This is a genomic window from Caulobacter sp. 73W (genome assembly GCF_041021955.1).
Lineage (GTDB): Bacteria > Pseudomonadota > Alphaproteobacteria > Caulobacterales > Caulobacteraceae > Caulobacter.
In genome coordinates this window covers 3,116,774-3,130,607 of the sequence record NZ_CP158375.1, presented here as the reverse complement: position 1 = coordinate 3,130,607, position 13,834 = coordinate 3,116,774, and the positions used below count along the sequence as shown (strand labels likewise).

Here is a 13,834-nt window from a genome sequence, read left to right as displayed (position 1 = left end):
TCCTAGCCTCGGGCCGCCGGTTGGCGCTTGGCGGGGGCCGCCTTGGCCGGGGCCTTCTTGGCGACTTCCTCGGCGGCGGCGTCCACGGCGGCCTGGTCGCCGCCCGGCGCCAGCGCGGCGCGGCCCTTGTCCATGGCCTCGCTGTTGTAGCGCTTGGACAGGCTCTCGGTCAGCTTCTTGGCCTCGGCGGGCGGCATGGCGGCGAGCACCATGGACAGCGACCGTTCCTTCATCTTGGCGGCGATGGGCAGGCGCACCGAATCGTCCAGCACCGCGAGGCGCGCCGCAGCGTCCTTGGCCTTCATCGACGAAAAGACCGTCACCATGCGGTCGGTCTCGGCGTTGGTCTTGGTGTCGCCCTGCTTGACGACGTCTTCCATCTTGTACTTCAGAGCGGTCAGCGTGTTGATCTTGGCGTCGAGCTTGGCCTCGGCGGCGGCCAGCAGCTTCAGCTGCACGTCCATGTCCTGCTCGCGGGCGTCCAGCTGACCGCTGCGGGCGCGAAGGCTCTGCAGGATGTTCAGCTCAGCCGGCGACAGCCCCGCCTCCTTGGCCAAGGCCGCGGCGCTGGGACCGCAAGCGGCGACCGGGACCGGCTTTGCGGCGGCCTTCTCGGCCGGCTTCTCCGCCTCGGCGGCCTCCTCCTTCTTGTCCTTGGGCGCGACCTTGGCCGCCGCTTCCTCGGCGAAGGCGCGGGCGCCGGACGTCATGTCCGAGAAGGTTTTCGCCCCCGAGAGGGCGTTAAGGGCGAGCACGCCGACGGCGGCCACGCCGACCAGCGGCAAAATGCGGGGAATGTTCTTCATCGCCGGCCTCCAGGTCGGACTCCGAAACCGCCGGAACCAGCCGGCGGGTCGAACAGATCGTCATCATCGCCCCGGGGGCGTGAACGCGGGGTTTCCACCGGCGGCGCGGGCGGCGGACGGTCGACGGCCGCGAATGCGGCGCGCGCCCGCGTCATCGGCGGTCCCGGCGGCGGGCGGTTGCTGGCGACGCGAGCGCTTTCGCCGCGCGTTGCCTGGGCCATGGACTTGTCGAGCTTGGCGGTCAGGGCGCGGGCCTTGTCGATGCGGTCGGCCAGTTGCTCGGCCGCCTCGTCGGTGGCGGCGCGCAGATCGGCCAGTCCCTGCTCGGCGCGCTGGGCGGCGGCGTCCAGATCGACCACGGCCTTGGCGAAGCCCTCGTGGCTTTCTTTCAGCGCCTTCAGCCGGCGCTCAAGGCGCATGCCGAACACCAGCGCCACGATCAGCAGGACCGCGAACAGGATCTGAAGGGCGACGCCGGCGAGGGTCATGGCCTGGCCCTCACTTGATCTTCTGGACGGCCTTGCGGGCCGAGGGACCGAGCGCCGCCTCGCAGCGCACGGCGATGTTGTGGTTGCGCCGGCCCATGCGGCCGCGCGTCAGCGGGATCGAGCCCGAGCGCAGCTCCACCAGGCTGTCGGGCGTGGCGTTGAGCATGATGGTGTCGCCCACCTTCAGGTCGAGCACCTTGCGCAGGTCCACCTGCTGCTCGTCGAGCACGGCGCGGACCTCCATCTGGGTGGTCCAGAGCTCCGTGGCCAAGTGGCCTTCCCAGATGTTGTCGCGGCCGAACTTCTCACCCATGAACTGCTGCAGCAGCATCTTCCGGATGGGCTCGAGGGTCGCGTAGGGCAGCAGCAGCTCAATGCGGCCGCCGCGGTCTTCCATGTCGATGCGCAGCTTGACCAGGATCGCGGCGTTGGCCGGCCGGGCGATGGCGGCGAAGCGCGGGTTGGTCTCGAGGCGGTCGAGGGTGAAGTTGACCGGATGCAGCGGCTCGAACGCGGTCTTGGCGTCCTGCAGCACGACCTCGACCATCCGCTGGACCAGCACGCGCTCGATCGTGGTGTAGGGACGCCCTTCGATGCGCATGGCGGCGGTGCCGCGGCGGCCGCCCAGCAGCACGTCCACGATCGAGTAGATCAGGTTGGAGTCGACCGTCAGCAGGCCGTAGTTGTCCAGCTCCTCGGCCCGGAACACCGACAGGATGGCCGGCAGGGGGATCGAGTTGAGGTAGTCGCCGAAACGGATCGAGCTGATGTTGTCGAGGCTGACCTCGACGTTGTCGCTGGTGAAGTTACGCAGGCTGGTCGTCATCAACCGCACCAGGCGGTCGAAGACGATTTCGAGCATCGGCAGACGCTCGTAGGAGACCAGGGCCGAGTTGATGATCGCCCGGATGCCGGTGCGGTCGTCGTCATTGTCGGTCGAGAAGTCGAAACCAAGCAGGCTGTCGATCTCGTCCTGGTTCAGGATGCGCTCGGCGCCCATCATCCCGTCGCCGCCGCCGCCGAGATCGTCGAGGCCCGTCCAGCCGTCATCGCCCCCCGGCAGTTCGCCGGTGGCGTTGTCGGCGGCCCACTGGGCCATGGCGTCGTCGTCGATCTCGTCAGCCATCGGGTGAATGCCAGCCAGGGCGAGCCCTAGTTGATCAGCATCTCCTCGATCAGGACGGCCTTCACCTGCGCCGGGGCGATGACCAGGTTCACGCGCCGCTGGATCTCCATGCGAAGCTGATAGCTGCCTTGGCTGCCGGACAGATCTTCAGGGCGCAGCTCGCGCAGGAACGACTGGAACATGTCCTGGAGTCTCGGCAGATTCGGCGTCAGCGTCTCGGCTGTCGCGGCGTCGGCGAGCTCCAGAGTAAGCTTCAGCTTCAGGAAGGACGGACGCCCCTCCGCCGACTGCATGTTCACGATGACGTTGGGCAGAGTGTAATACACCACGCCGTCCGGTCCTTCGCGGATCGTGCCGACCTCGCCGGCTTCGGCCCCCTCGGCCTTGGCGCCCTCTTCCCCCTCGGCCTTCTTTTCTTCTTTCTTCTTTTCCTCCTTCTTCGGCTCCTTGCCCTCGGCGTGCTCGCCTTCGGGTTTGGGCTTCAAAAGAAAGAACGCGGCCGCGCCGCCCCCGCCCAGAACCAGGACGGCGGCCACGATGATGATGATCAGAAGCGGGAGCTTCTTCTTGGGCTTTGCGCCCTCGGCCCCTTCTTCGCCATCTTCGATAGCGTCTTCGGGCTCTTCGCCCTTGTCCTTGGCCACGCGCGGCTCCTTGGCATCGTCCCACTCTCTATTCACGCAGCTTGGTTAACGATCTGTTTTTCCTCGCCTGATTGGCCGCTCGGCAAGTTTGTCGCAGCGCGCGTCGTTAACTATTTTTATCGCTGATTTTATTCGGCTTTTGGAACTGGCCCGGCATTTGCATAGCCGACGACGAGTGAAAGGCGCGCTGCGGCGCCGGGTCGGAGGCTTCGATGGACAACGCGATGTATCTCAGCCTGTCGCGTCAGATGACGCTGCGGCGAGAACTCGACATCGTGGCGAACAACATCGCCAACGCGGACACGGCCGGCTTCAAGGTCGAGGAGCTGCTGGTCAAGACCGAGGCGGCCGGCAAGGCCCGCACCGCTCAGGTCCAGGGGCCGGTGAAGTTCGTCATCGACGATGGCATCACCCGCGACTTCGGTCAGGGCCCGCTGCGCAAGACCGGCGGGACGTTCGACGTCGCCATCGACGGTCAGGGCTTCTTCTCGGTGCAGGGGCCGGGCGGTGAAGCGCGCTACACCCGCGACGGTCGTTTCACCCTGAACCCGCAAGGCATCCTGGTCACCCAGCAGGGCCATCCGGTCACCGGCCCGGGCAACGCCCAGATCAATATCGATCCCGCCCAGGGCGAGATCACGATCGGCAAGGACGGCACCATCAGCCAGACCAATGCGGTCACCGGGCAGGCCGTCAATGTCGGCCGCCTGGCGGTGGTGCAGTTCGAGGACCGCTCGGCCCTCTCCAAGGAAGGGGACAACCTCTTCCGCAACACCTCCAACGCCCAGCCCATCGCAGCCGCCGACGCGCTCGTGCAGCAGGGCATGGTGGAGGGCTCCAACGTCCAGCAGGTCGTGGAGATCACCCGTCTGATTGAAGTGACCCGCGCCTACGAGCGCTCGTCCAAGCTCGTCGGCGACAACAACGACCTGTCCCGGCGCTCGATCGAGCGCCTGGGCCGTACGAACTAAGGGAAGACCTAGATGCAAGCGCTCCGCACCGCAGCCACGGGCATGGCCGCCCAGCAGCTGAACGTCGAGGTCATCTCGAACAACATCGCCAACATGAACACCATCGGCTTCAAGCGTCAGCGAGCCGAATTCCAGGACCTGCTCTACCAGACGATCGAGCGCGCCGGCACGCAGTCGTCCGACCAGGGCAACATCGTCCCGACCGGCGTTCAGGTCGGCGCCGGCGTCAAGGCCGGCTCGGTCTACCGCATCACCCAGCAGGGCACGATGAGCCAGACCCAGAAGCCGCTCGACATGGCGATTCAGGGCCGCGGCTATTTCCAGGTGCTGCTGCCGTCGGGCGAGACGGCCTACACCCGCGCCGGCAACTTCTCGACCGATGATCAGGGCCGCCTGGTGACCGAGGACGGCTATCAGGTGCAGCCGGGCGTCACGATCCCGGAAGACGCCAAGGACATCCAGATCTCCAAGGCCGGTCAGGTCCAGGTGATCCGCGGCGACAACGCCGCCGAGCCGGAAGTGGTGGGTCAGCTGGAACTGGCGACCTTCGTCAACGACGCCGGCCTCGACGCCATCGGCGACAACCTGTTCATGGAAACCGCCGCCTCCGGGCAAGCGGTGGTGGGCCAGCCCAATTCGGTGGGCGTCGGCTCGCTGCTGCAAGGCTACACCGAAGCCTCGAACGTGGACTCCGTCAGCGAGATCACCGCCCTGATCGTCGCCCAGCGCGCCTACGAGATGAACTCGAAGGTCATCAGCTCGGCCGACCAGATGCTGCAAGCCACCTCCCAGCTGAAGTCGTAAGCGTATGACCCGCACCCTGCTTATCGGCCTCGCCGCCGCCCTGATCGCCGGTCCCGCCCTGGCCGCTCCCGTCGTACTGCGCGAGCAGGTCATCGACCTGGACGGTCAGATCACCCTGGGCGACCTGTTCGACGGCGCCGGCGCGGCCGCCGACGTCGTGGTCGGCAAGCGCGTCGGCCCCAGCGCCGTGCTGGAGGCCGGCGTCGTTCAGGTCGCCGCTCATCGCGCGGGGCTCCAGTGGGCCAACGACCGCGGCCTGCGCCGGGTCATCGTCCGCTCCGTCCCCGTGGAAGCTGAAGCCGCCACCGCTCAGGCGATGGTTCGTCCCGTAGCGGTCCAGCAGGTGATCCGCAGCGGCGACGTCGTCGATCTGGCCTGGTCCGACGGCCAGATCACCCTGTCGATGCAGACCAAGGCCATGAGCGCCGCCGCCGAAGGCCAGTGGGTGAAGCTGCAGAACCCCGCCTCCAAGAAGATCATCGAAGCCGTGGCCATCGGCCCCGGTCAGGCCGTGATCGGACCGTCCGCTCGCCAGGCCGTCGCCTCCAACCGTTACGCCGCCCGTTAAGAGAGCCATTCCGATGCGTCTGTCGCCGATCGCCGCCCTCGCCCTGATCGCTCCGCTCGCCGCCTGCTCCACAGTGGTGGACACGGTGAAGGGCCCCAACCTCAGCCAGATCGGCTATCCCGCCGCCCTGATCCCGCAGCAGCAGGAAGTGATGGCCCTGGCCCCGCCGCGCTACGCGCCGCAAGCGGCGTCGGCCAACTCGCTTTGGCGCGTGGGCGCCCGCAGCTTCTTCAACGACCAGCGCGCCAGCCGGGTCGGCGACATCCTGACGGTGAACATCCAGATCGCCGACAGCGCCCGCACCCAGAACCAGACCAGCGCCTCGCGCGGCTCGACCTCCAAGGTGGGCGTGCCCAACTTCCTGGGCCTGGAATCCAGCCTGGGCCGTATCCTGCCGGGCGGCTACGACCCGGCCAACGCCGTCAACACCAACTCCGCCACCAGCATGCAGGGTCAAGGCGCGGTGAACCGGGCCGAGCAGATCAACCTGACCGTGGCCGCGACGGTCACGGCCCTGCTGCCCAACGGCAACATGGTGATCCAGGGCACCCAGGAGGTGCGCACCAACGCCGAACTGCGCCAGCTGACGGTGGCCGGCATCGTGCGCCCGGAGGACATCTCCAGCACCAACACGATCAAGCACACGCAGATCGCCGAGGCCCGTATCAGCTATGGCGGCCGCGGCGATATCAGCCGCGTGCAGCGCACGCCGGCCGGCCAGGCGCTGGTGGAGAAGTTCTCGCCGTTCTGATCCAATCCAGAACCGACCCTTTCATGGTGCGTTCTCTCTATCGAAGGGAGGCGCGTCATGAAGCGACGGCTTTCGGCATTGATGGTTCTGGCTGTTCTGGGCCTTGGCGCCTGCGCGCATGACCGCGGCGAGACCGCCGCCGGCTACAGCTGGATCTACCTGGAGAACCAGAGCGAGGGCGCCAAGCTGGCCTATGGCCTGCCCAACAGCGACGCCATCCTGCTGATGATGACCTGCAAGCCGGGCTCGCGGACCGTCGACCTGTCGATGATCTCGGCGGACAAGAAGCCCGAGTTCATCCTCATCTCGCGCAAGACCCAGGAACGTGTCGTCGGCCGCTCCGTGCCGGACATGATGAGCGGCGCTCAGCTGATCGAGGCGTCCAGCCGCGCCGACGGCGCCGCCCTGTCCAGCTTCGACCGCACCGGCGACCTGGCCGTCGTGAACCAGGGCCGCCGCTTCAATCTCAAGGCCGGCAAAAATGACCGGGCCGATGTGACCCAGTTCTTCCGCAGTTGCGGCAAGGCCGCCTAGGCCCGCCGCCCCGCCGTCGCGCTGTTGCTGACGCCAAGGGCCGCCAGGGCCCCGGCGGCGATGCCGGCTGCGTCTAGGCCGGCTTCGGCGTACATGAGGTCAGGCTTGTCCTGATCCTGGAAGACGTCGGGCAGGACCAGGGTCCGCACCTTCAGGCCACGATCCAGCGCGCCGTGCTCGGCCAGGGCCTGCAGCACGAAGGCGCCAAAGCCGCCCATGGCGCCTTCCTCGACAGTGATCAGGGCCTCGTGCTCGCGGGCGAGACGAAGGATCAGGTCGATATCCAGCGGCTTGGCGAAGCGGGCGTCGGCGACGGTGGCGGACAGGCCGCGCGCGGCCAGCAGGTCGGCGGCCTTCAGCGATTCATCCAGGCGTGTGCCGAAGGAGAGGATGGCGACGGCCGTGCCCTCGCGGACGATGCGGCCCTTGCCGATCTCCAGAGGCTCCAGCACCGCGGGCATCTCCAGACCCCAGCCCTCGCCGCGCGGATAGCGGAAGGCGCTCGGGCGGTCGTCGATGGCGGCGGCGGTGGCGACCATGCGGGCCAGTTCCACCTCGTCGGCGGCGGCCATCAGCACCATGCCGGGCAGCGCGCCCATGAAGCCGATGTCGAAGGTCCCGGCGTGGGTCGGGCCGTCGGCGCCGACCAGACCGGCGCGGTCCATGGCGAAACGCACCGGCAGGCGCTGGATCGCCACGTCGTGGACGACCTGATCGTAACCGCGTTGCAGGAAGGTCGAGTAGATGGCCGTGAACGGCTTCATGCCGTCGGCGGCGAGGCCGGCGGCGAAGGTCACCGCGTGCTGCTCGGCGATGCCCACGTCGAAGGTCCGCTGCGGGAATTGCTTGCCGAACAGGTCAAGACCCGTGCCCGACGGCATGGCCGCGGTGATGGCGACGATCTTGTCGTCCTTCTCCGCTTCCTTGATCAGGGCTTCGGCGAAGACCTTGGTGTAGCTGGGGGCCGCGGCGGCGGCCTTGGCTTGCTGGCCGGTGACCACGTCGAATTTGACGACGCCGTGGTACTTGTCGGCGGCGTTCTCGGCCGGGGCGTAGCCCTTGCCCTTTTGCGTCACGACATGGACCAGAACCGGCTTGTCCTGGAACTCGCGGGCGTTCTTCAGCACAGGCACCAGGGCGTCGAGGTCGTGACCGTCGATCGGGCCGATATAGTAGAAGCCCAGCTCCTCGAAGAAGGTCCCGCCAGTGACCATGCCGCGGGCGTATTCCTCGGCCTTGCGGGCCACGGACTGCAGCGGGCGCGGCAGGTGCTCGACCACGTTCTTGCCGATCTGGCGGACACGGCGATAGGCGCCGCCGCTGACCAGTTTGGCCAGATAGGCGCTCATGCCGCCGACCGGGGGCGCGATCGACATGTCGTTGTCGTTCAGCACCACGATCAGACGCTTGGTGGTGTCGCAGGCGGCGTTCATGGCCTCATAGGCCATGCCCGCGCTCATGGAGCCGTCGCCGATCACGGCGATGACGTTGTTGTCCTCACCCTTGGCGTCGCGGGCGGCGCAGAAGCCGAGCGCGGCGGAAATCGAGGTGGCCGCGTGGGCGGCGCCGAACGGGTCGTATTCGCTCTCGGCGCGCTTGGTGAAGCCCGACAGCCCCCCGCCCTGGCGTAGCGTCTTGATGCGGTCGCGGCGGCCCGTGAGAATCTTGTGCGGATAGGCCTGGTGGCCGACGTCCCAGATCAGGATGTCCTTGGGCGTATCGAACACATGGTGCAGGGCCACGGTGAGTTCGACCACGCCCAGGCCGGCGCCCAGGTGGCCTCCGGTCACGGAGACGGCGTCGATGGTCTGGCTGCGCACCTCGTCGGCGAGCTGCTTCAGCTCTGCCAGGGAAAGCCCGCGGGTGTCGGCGGGCGAGGAGACGCGATCTAGAAGCGGCGTGGATGACATTTGGCTTATCTAATCCGTCCGGAAGCGCGAAGCGAGCGCTGACGCAGCGTCAGCGGCGACGATCCAGTACGAAATCAACGCTTTCGCGCAGGGTTCCGGCCGCTTCGCCAAACAGATCAAGGTGCGCCTTGGTCTGTGCGGCCAATAGCTCCACCCGTTCCTTGGCGGCGTCGACGCCCAGCAGGGTGACGTAGTTGGCCTTGCCCTTGGCGGCGTCCTTGCCGCCGGCGGCCTTGCCCAGCAGGTCCTGGTCGCCCTCGACATCCAGCAGATCGTCGACGATCTGGTAGGCCAGCCCCAGGTCCTGGGCGAAGGCCATCAGGGCCGAGCGTTCGGCGTCCTTGGCCCGGGCCAGGATCAGCGGAATCTCGAAGGAATAGGCGATCAGCGCGCCGGTCTTCAGGCGCTGCATGCGGGCCACCGCGCCAAGATCGTCACGCACGCCCAGCAGGTCGATCATCTGTCCGCCGCACATCCCCTTGGCGCCCGAAGCCACCGCCAGCCGGGCGATCAGCTGGGTGCGGATGTGGGCGTCGTCGTGGGTGTCGGGATGCGCCAGGATCTCGAAGGCGGCCGTCTGCAGGGAATCACCGGCCAGGACCGCGGTCGCCTCGTCATAAGCCTTGTGCACGGTGGGACGGCCGCGGCGCATGTCGTCGTCGTCCATGCATGGCAGGTCGTCATGAACCAGGCTGTAGGCGTGGATGCACTCCAGCGCGCAGGCGGCGCGGAGCACGGGCCGCTCCTCCAGATCGAACATCTTCGCCGTCTCGAGGGCGAAGAACGGACGCAGGCGCTTGCCCGGACCAAGCGCTGCGTACCGCATGGCCTCGGTCAGGCGCGATTCCGGCCCGTCGGCGCGCGGCAGCAGGGCGTCCAGCGCGACGGTGACGAGATCTGCCGCCTCGACGAGGCGCTGTTCAAGGCTCTTGGCGGGCATGGCGTTCAAAACAGCCTCCCGCCGTCAGGGGCGTCGCGATCCACGTCCAGCAGCACCACCGCGCCATTGTTGTCGGGGAAGCCGAGGCAGAGGACTTCCGACATCATCGGGCCGATCTGGCGCGGGGGGAAATTGACGACAGCGGCCACGCGGCGGCCGACCAGCTGTTCGGCGCTGTAGAGCTGGGTGACCTGGGCGGAGGACCGCTTGGTCCCGATCTCGGCGCCGAAATCGACGGTCAGCTTGAAGGCCGGCTTGCGCGCTTCGGGAAAGGGTTCGGCGTTCACGATCGTGCCCAGGCGGATATCGACCTTGGCGAAGTCGTCGAAGGTGATCTCCGGCGCGCGCCCTCCCATCAGGCGAATTCCGCCGGCTCGACGCCCGTCGCGCCGCCGGCGCCCAGGACGACCTTCTCCACGCGCAGGCGCGCGGCTTCGAGTTTCTTCTCGCAGTGGGCCTTCAGGGCCGCGCCGCGCTCATAGATGTCGATCGACCGCTCCAGAGGCGCCTGGCCGGATTCCAGCTCGGAGACGATCTTCTCCAGCTCGGCGAGGGCCTGTTCGAAGGACAGGCCCGACAGGTCTGCGGCGTCGGTCATGGGAACTCTGGTGCTCGAAATAAGCCGCCACCCTAGTCAGGCGGCGCGGGCGGGGCAACGCCGGAAGGCGTCTAACGCTGATAGCGCTTGGCGTTCCAGTAGCGGAACCCGCCGTCGCTGACCTTGCGCCACCGGCGCTTGGCCAGGGCCCGGCCGATCATGACATTGAAGAAGCCGTGCGCCACCAGCATCACGTCCTGGCCGGCGTCGGCGAAACCTTCCAAGACGGCGGCGGCCTCATCGGCGCGCTGCTCGGCCTGCTTGCGGTTCTCCTGGCCGTCGTGGTGGTCGAGGAACCACCACCAGAAGCGGGACCAGAAGCCCCACGTCTTCGGCGACAGCTTGACCCAGGACGGCCACGGCGGTCCCGGCAGGGGCGCCTCGATGAACAGCGGATCCTGGGCGAAGGCGCGGCCGCCGGCCAGCAGGGTGGCGCTCTCGATGGAGCGGACGCGGGTCGAGGCGATGATCGTGCCTGCGCGGGCGGCGGCCTCGATCAGTTCGGCCGGCGGCTTTTGGCCGGCGCGCAGGCCGCCGGGCTCGTAGGCTTCGGTCCACCACTGGCCGTAGCTGGCGGCGTTGAAGCGCACCTTGCGCGAGATCGCGGGCTCGCCATGACGGACGAGGGTGATGCTCCCCGATCGGGCGGGGACGCGCCCGTGATCGGCGGTCGAAGCGTCAGCCATAATCACCGGAAAGATCAGCCGCCGAAGCAGCCTCGCCCTTCCTCACCCCTCCTGAAGCGCCCGAACATGGGCCAGGGCGGATCGCCCCAGAGCCTCTAGGTCGTAACCGCCCTCGAGCGATGAGACAATACGTCGCCGCGAACGGTTCGCAGCGATGGAGACGATCGCCCTCGTCGCCCAGGCGAAATCCGCCTCTTCCAGCGACTGACTGGCCAGCGGATCACGGGCGTGGGCGTCGAATCCGGCCGATATGATGATCAGGTCCGGCGCGAAGGCGTCCAACGGGTCCATCAGCGCCTCGAATCTGCTGCGCCACAGCTCTCGCGGCGCATGGGGCGGCACGACGGCGTTGGCGATGTTGCCGATTCCCCGCTCCGATGGATCGCCTGTGCCCGGATAGAGCGGCGACTGGTGGATGGAGGCCAGGAACAGGCTGGGGTCGTGCTCGAACGCCGCCTGGGTGCCGTTGCCGTGGTGGACGTCGAAATCGACCACCGCCACCCGCGCCATCCCGGCCGCCTGAGCTGCTCGCGCTGCGACGGCCACGTTGGAAAAGACGCAAAAGCCCATCGCCGCATCCGGCTCGGCATGATGGCCAGGCGGGCGCACGGCGCAAAAGGCGCGCTCGATCCGCCCCGCCGCCACGGCGCGGACAGCTTCCACCGCCGCCCCCGCGGCGCGGCGCGCGGCGGTCAGGCTGCCGGGCGACAGCACCGTGTCGGGATCGAGGGCGTGTCTTCCCGTGCGGGGTGCGGCGGCGAAAATGTCATCGACATAGCCGGCGGGGTGCACCCGCTTGAGGTCCGCCGGATCGGCCAGTGGCGCTTCGTTGACCTCCAGGTCGAGACTGGCGTCGTCCCGCAACGCGTCGATCACCGCTCGCAGGCGCTCCGGCCGCTCGGCATGGCCGTGGCCTGGCTGGTGGTCGAGCATGTCAGAGTGGGTGAACAGCGCGACGGTCATCGGCTCAACCGGCCTTCAGGGCCTGGGACGCCAGAACGTTCTCGTCACCCCAGGCCTTCAGCGCCAGGATCACAGGTTTCAGGCTCTCCCCCCGCGCCGACAGGGAATACTCCACCCGCGGCGGCACCTCGGCATAGACGGTGCGGATGATCAGTCCCGCGCCCTCCAGCTCTCGAAGCTGCTTTGTCAGCATCCGCTGGGTGATCGCGCCCAAGCGGCGGCTGAGTACGTTGAAGCGCATGCGCCCGCCCAGCAGGTGGTACAGGATCACGCCCTTCCACTTGCCCCCGATGAGGTCCAGCGTCGCTTCGACGCCGCATTCCTTGGGATCGTTCATGGGTCCGGCCAAGCCAATAGTATACAAATGGGTACTACATACAGAAAAGTACCGTACTTGCGCATATCGTAGCGTAAGGCGATCTGTCCGTCGACGGCGATGAAGCCGCTTCAGGAGACACCGAAATGAAAGCCGTCGGATTCCGCGCCCCCTCCCCCATCGACGCCCCCGACGCCCTGATCGATCTGGAGCTCCCCGCGCCCGTCGCGAGCGGCCACGACATTCTGGTCCGGGTGCAGGCGGTATCGGTGAACCCGGTCGACACCAAGGTGCGTCGCAGCGCCCAGCCGCCGGAAGGCGAGGCCCGCATCCTGGGCTACGACGCCGCGGGCGTGGTCGAGGCAGTGGGCGAACAGGTCACTCTGTTCAAGGCGGGCGACGAAGTGTTTTACGCCGGCGCCATCGGCCGCCCAGGCACCAACGCCGAGCTGCATCTGGTCGACGAGCGCATCGTGGGCCGCAAGCCCAAGACCTTGTCCTTCGCGCAGGCGGCGGCCATGCCGCTGACCTTCATCACCGCCTGGGAGCTGCTGTTCGACCGTTTCGGCGTGAAACCCGGCGAGGGCGAAGGCCAGGCCCTGATCATCATCGGCGGGGCGGGCGGGGTCGGCTCGGCCATGATCCAGATCGCCCGCCGGCTGACCAGGCTGACCATCGCCGCCAGCGCATCGCGGCCGGAAACGGAGGCTTGGGTCCGCGACCTGGGCGCCCACCACGTGTTCGACCACACCAAGCCGCTGGCCGAGGAGCTCAAGCGTCTGGGTCTTGAGAACCCGCCCTACATCGCCAGCCTGACCCACACCGCCGATCACTTCGAGGCGGTCGCCGCCGCCATCGGCCTGCAGGGCAAGATCGGGGTGATCGAAGCCGACCGGACCATCGACCCGCGCCCGCTGCACCACAAGGCGGCGTCCCTGCACTGGGAGTTCATGTTCGCCCGTCCCATGGGCACGCCGGACATGATCGAACAGCACCGGCTGCTCAACGCCGTCGCCGATCTGGTCGATGAAGGCCGCATCCGCACGACCCTCGCCGAGGTCGTCGGGGGCATCAACGCCGCCGACCTGATCAAGGCCCACGCCCAGGTCGAAAGCGCCCGCACCATCGGCAAGGTGGTGCTGGAAGGTTTCTAGACGAGTGAGGGGCGCGCCGGGTATCAGGCCCGCATGAGCCCGACCATCCGCCGCGCCACACCCGCCGACGCCGACGCGCTTTGCGCCATCGGCCGCGACACCTTCGCCGAGACCTTCGGCCATCTCTATCCGGCGCAGGATCTGGCGGACTATCTGGCTTACGCCTACGGCCCGGCGCGCATCGGCGCCGACCTGGCCGATCCCGCCAAGGCCATGTGGGTGGTCGAGACGGCTGACGGCGCGGTGGTCGGCTACGCCCTGGCCGGCCCCTGCGACCTGCCGCACGACGAGGTCACGCCGGACTGCGGCGAGCTGAAGCGTATCTACATCCTCAAGGCCCACCAGGGCGGCGGCGTGGGGTCGCGCCTGATGACGACCGTCTTCGACTGGCTGGAGCAGCCCGGTCGCCGCATCTGGATCGGCGTGTGGTCGCAGAACTTGGGCGCCCAGCGGTTCTATGAGAGGGCCGGTTTCGCCAAGGTCGGCGAGTACATCTTCCCGGTCGGCCAGACCAAGGATCTGGAGTTCATCCTCAGCCGGGGATGATGCTGGTGCGTGCTTCGAGGCGCGCTGCG

General features: G+C 67.9%; 18 protein-coding genes. 7 read left to right on the top strand and 11 right to left on the bottom strand.

Annotated features, from left to right (window positions below; all coding sequences use genetic code 11):
* Positions 1-2: 2 nt before the first annotated feature.
* Genes ABOZ73_RS14900 through ABOZ73_RS14885 form a run of 4 tightly spaced genes read right to left on the bottom strand, consistent with a single transcriptional unit; the run spans position 3 to position 3,064 of the window.
* The gene (locus ABOZ73_RS14900) at positions 3-806 is read right to left on the bottom strand and encodes a MotE family protein (RefSeq protein WP_369058925.1); all 804 of its coding nucleotides are present in this window, start codon (positions 804-806) and stop codon (positions 3-5) included.
* Entirely contained in the window at positions 803-1,294 is a 492-nt protein-coding gene (locus ABOZ73_RS14895; protein WP_369058924.1) for a DUF6468 domain-containing protein, read from the bottom strand. Before ABOZ73_RS14895 ends, ABOZ73_RS14900 begins: the two co-directional genes overlap by 4 nt.
* Positions 1,295-1,304: 10 nt before the next feature.
* On the bottom strand, positions 1,305-2,420 hold the full coding sequence (gene fliM, locus ABOZ73_RS14890; RefSeq protein ID WP_369058923.1) for a flagellar motor switch protein FliM: 1,116 nt from the start codon (positions 2,418-2,420) through the stop codon (positions 1,305-1,307).
* A gap of 26 nt (positions 2,421-2,446) precedes the next feature.
* A complete protein-coding gene (locus ABOZ73_RS14885; protein ID WP_369058922.1) occupies positions 2,447-3,064 on the bottom strand; it encodes a flagellar basal body-associated FliL family protein in 618 nt (205 codons plus the stop codon).
* A gap of 212 nt (positions 3,065-3,276) precedes the next feature.
* Here ABOZ73_RS14885 and flgF point away from each other — a divergent pair, with 212 nt between their 5' ends.
* Genes flgF through ABOZ73_RS14860 form a run of 5 tightly spaced genes read left to right on the top strand, consistent with a single transcriptional unit; the run spans position 3,277 to position 6,692 of the window.
* Positions 3,277-4,035, top strand: a complete 759-nt coding sequence (gene flgF / locus ABOZ73_RS14880; protein WP_369058921.1) for a flagellar basal-body rod protein FlgF — start codon at positions 3,277-3,279, stop codon at positions 4,033-4,035.
* A gap of 12 nt (positions 4,036-4,047) precedes the next feature.
* Complete coding sequence (gene flgG / locus ABOZ73_RS14875; RefSeq protein ID WP_369058920.1) at positions 4,048-4,839, top strand: flagellar basal-body rod protein FlgG; 792 nt, start codon at positions 4,048-4,050, stop codon at positions 4,837-4,839.
* Between the two features lie 4 nt (positions 4,840-4,843).
* The gene (locus ABOZ73_RS14870) at positions 4,844-5,407 is read left to right on the top strand and encodes a flagella basal body P-ring formation protein FlgA (RefSeq protein ID WP_369058919.1); all 564 of its coding nucleotides are present in this window, start codon (positions 4,844-4,846) and stop codon (positions 5,405-5,407) included.
* Between the two features lie 13 nt (positions 5,408-5,420).
* On the top strand, positions 5,421-6,158 hold the full coding sequence (gene flgH, locus ABOZ73_RS14865) for a flagellar basal body L-ring protein FlgH (protein WP_369058918.1): 738 nt from the start codon (positions 5,421-5,423) through the stop codon (positions 6,156-6,158).
* A gap of 57 nt (positions 6,159-6,215) precedes the next feature.
* Positions 6,216-6,692, top strand: coding sequence for a hypothetical protein (locus ABOZ73_RS14860; protein ID WP_369058917.1), 477 nt, complete (start codon positions 6,216-6,218; stop codon positions 6,690-6,692).
* Here ABOZ73_RS14860 and dxs read toward each other — a convergent pair.
* The 7 genes from dxs to ABOZ73_RS14825 form a co-directional block, all read right to left on the bottom strand.
* Positions 6,689-8,602, bottom strand: coding sequence for a 1-deoxy-D-xylulose-5-phosphate synthase (dxs, locus tag ABOZ73_RS14855; protein ID WP_369058916.1), 1,914 nt, complete (start codon positions 8,600-8,602; stop codon positions 6,689-6,691). The genes ABOZ73_RS14860 and dxs overlap by 4 nt on opposite strands.
* Before the next feature lie 49 nt (positions 8,603-8,651).
* A complete protein-coding gene (locus ABOZ73_RS14850; protein ID WP_369062555.1) occupies positions 8,652-9,542 on the bottom strand; it encodes a polyprenyl synthetase family protein in 891 nt (296 codons plus the stop codon).
* Positions 9,543-9,547: 5 nt separating this feature from the next.
* Positions 9,548-9,898: a tRNA-binding protein gene (locus tag ABOZ73_RS14845; RefSeq protein ID WP_369058915.1), complete on the bottom strand. Its 351-nt coding sequence runs from the start codon at positions 9,896-9,898 to the stop codon at positions 9,548-9,550.
* Positions 9,898-10,140, bottom strand: coding sequence for an exodeoxyribonuclease VII small subunit (locus ABOZ73_RS14840; RefSeq protein WP_269716219.1), 243 nt, complete (start codon positions 10,138-10,140; stop codon positions 9,898-9,900). The genes ABOZ73_RS14845 and ABOZ73_RS14840 overlap by 1 nt, the downstream gene beginning before the upstream one ends.
* A 71-nt stretch (positions 10,141-10,211) precedes the next feature.
* The gene (locus ABOZ73_RS14835; protein WP_369058914.1) at positions 10,212-10,826 is read right to left on the bottom strand and encodes a histidine phosphatase family protein; all 615 of its coding nucleotides are present in this window, start codon (positions 10,824-10,826) and stop codon (positions 10,212-10,214) included.
* A 42-nt stretch (positions 10,827-10,868) separates the two neighbouring features.
* The gene (locus ABOZ73_RS14830) at positions 10,869-11,789 is read right to left on the bottom strand and encodes a histone deacetylase family protein (protein ID WP_369058913.1); all 921 of its coding nucleotides are present in this window, start codon (positions 11,787-11,789) and stop codon (positions 10,869-10,871) included.
* Positions 11,790-11,793: 4 nt separating this feature from the next.
* Positions 11,794-12,126 (bottom strand): winged helix-turn-helix transcriptional regulator, encoded by a 333-nt coding sequence (locus ABOZ73_RS14825; protein ID WP_369058912.1) that lies wholly within the window; start codon positions 12,124-12,126, stop codon positions 11,794-11,796.
* Between the two features lie 125 nt (positions 12,127-12,251).
* On the opposite strand from ABOZ73_RS14825, the gene ABOZ73_RS14820 reads away from it, so the two are divergent.
* Together ABOZ73_RS14820 and ABOZ73_RS14815 are read left to right on the top strand one after the other, a co-directional pair.
* Positions 12,252-13,259 carry a zinc-binding alcohol dehydrogenase family protein gene (locus ABOZ73_RS14820; protein ID WP_369058911.1) on the top strand — a complete coding sequence of 336 codons (1,008 nt, stop codon included), beginning with the start codon at positions 12,252-12,254 and terminating at the stop codon, positions 13,257-13,259.
* A 33-nt stretch (positions 13,260-13,292) separates the two neighbouring features.
* The gene (locus tag ABOZ73_RS14815; protein WP_369058910.1) at positions 13,293-13,805 is read left to right on the top strand and encodes an N-acetyltransferase family protein; all 513 of its coding nucleotides are present in this window, start codon (positions 13,293-13,295) and stop codon (positions 13,803-13,805) included.
* Positions 13,806-13,834 lie beyond the last annotated feature (29 nt).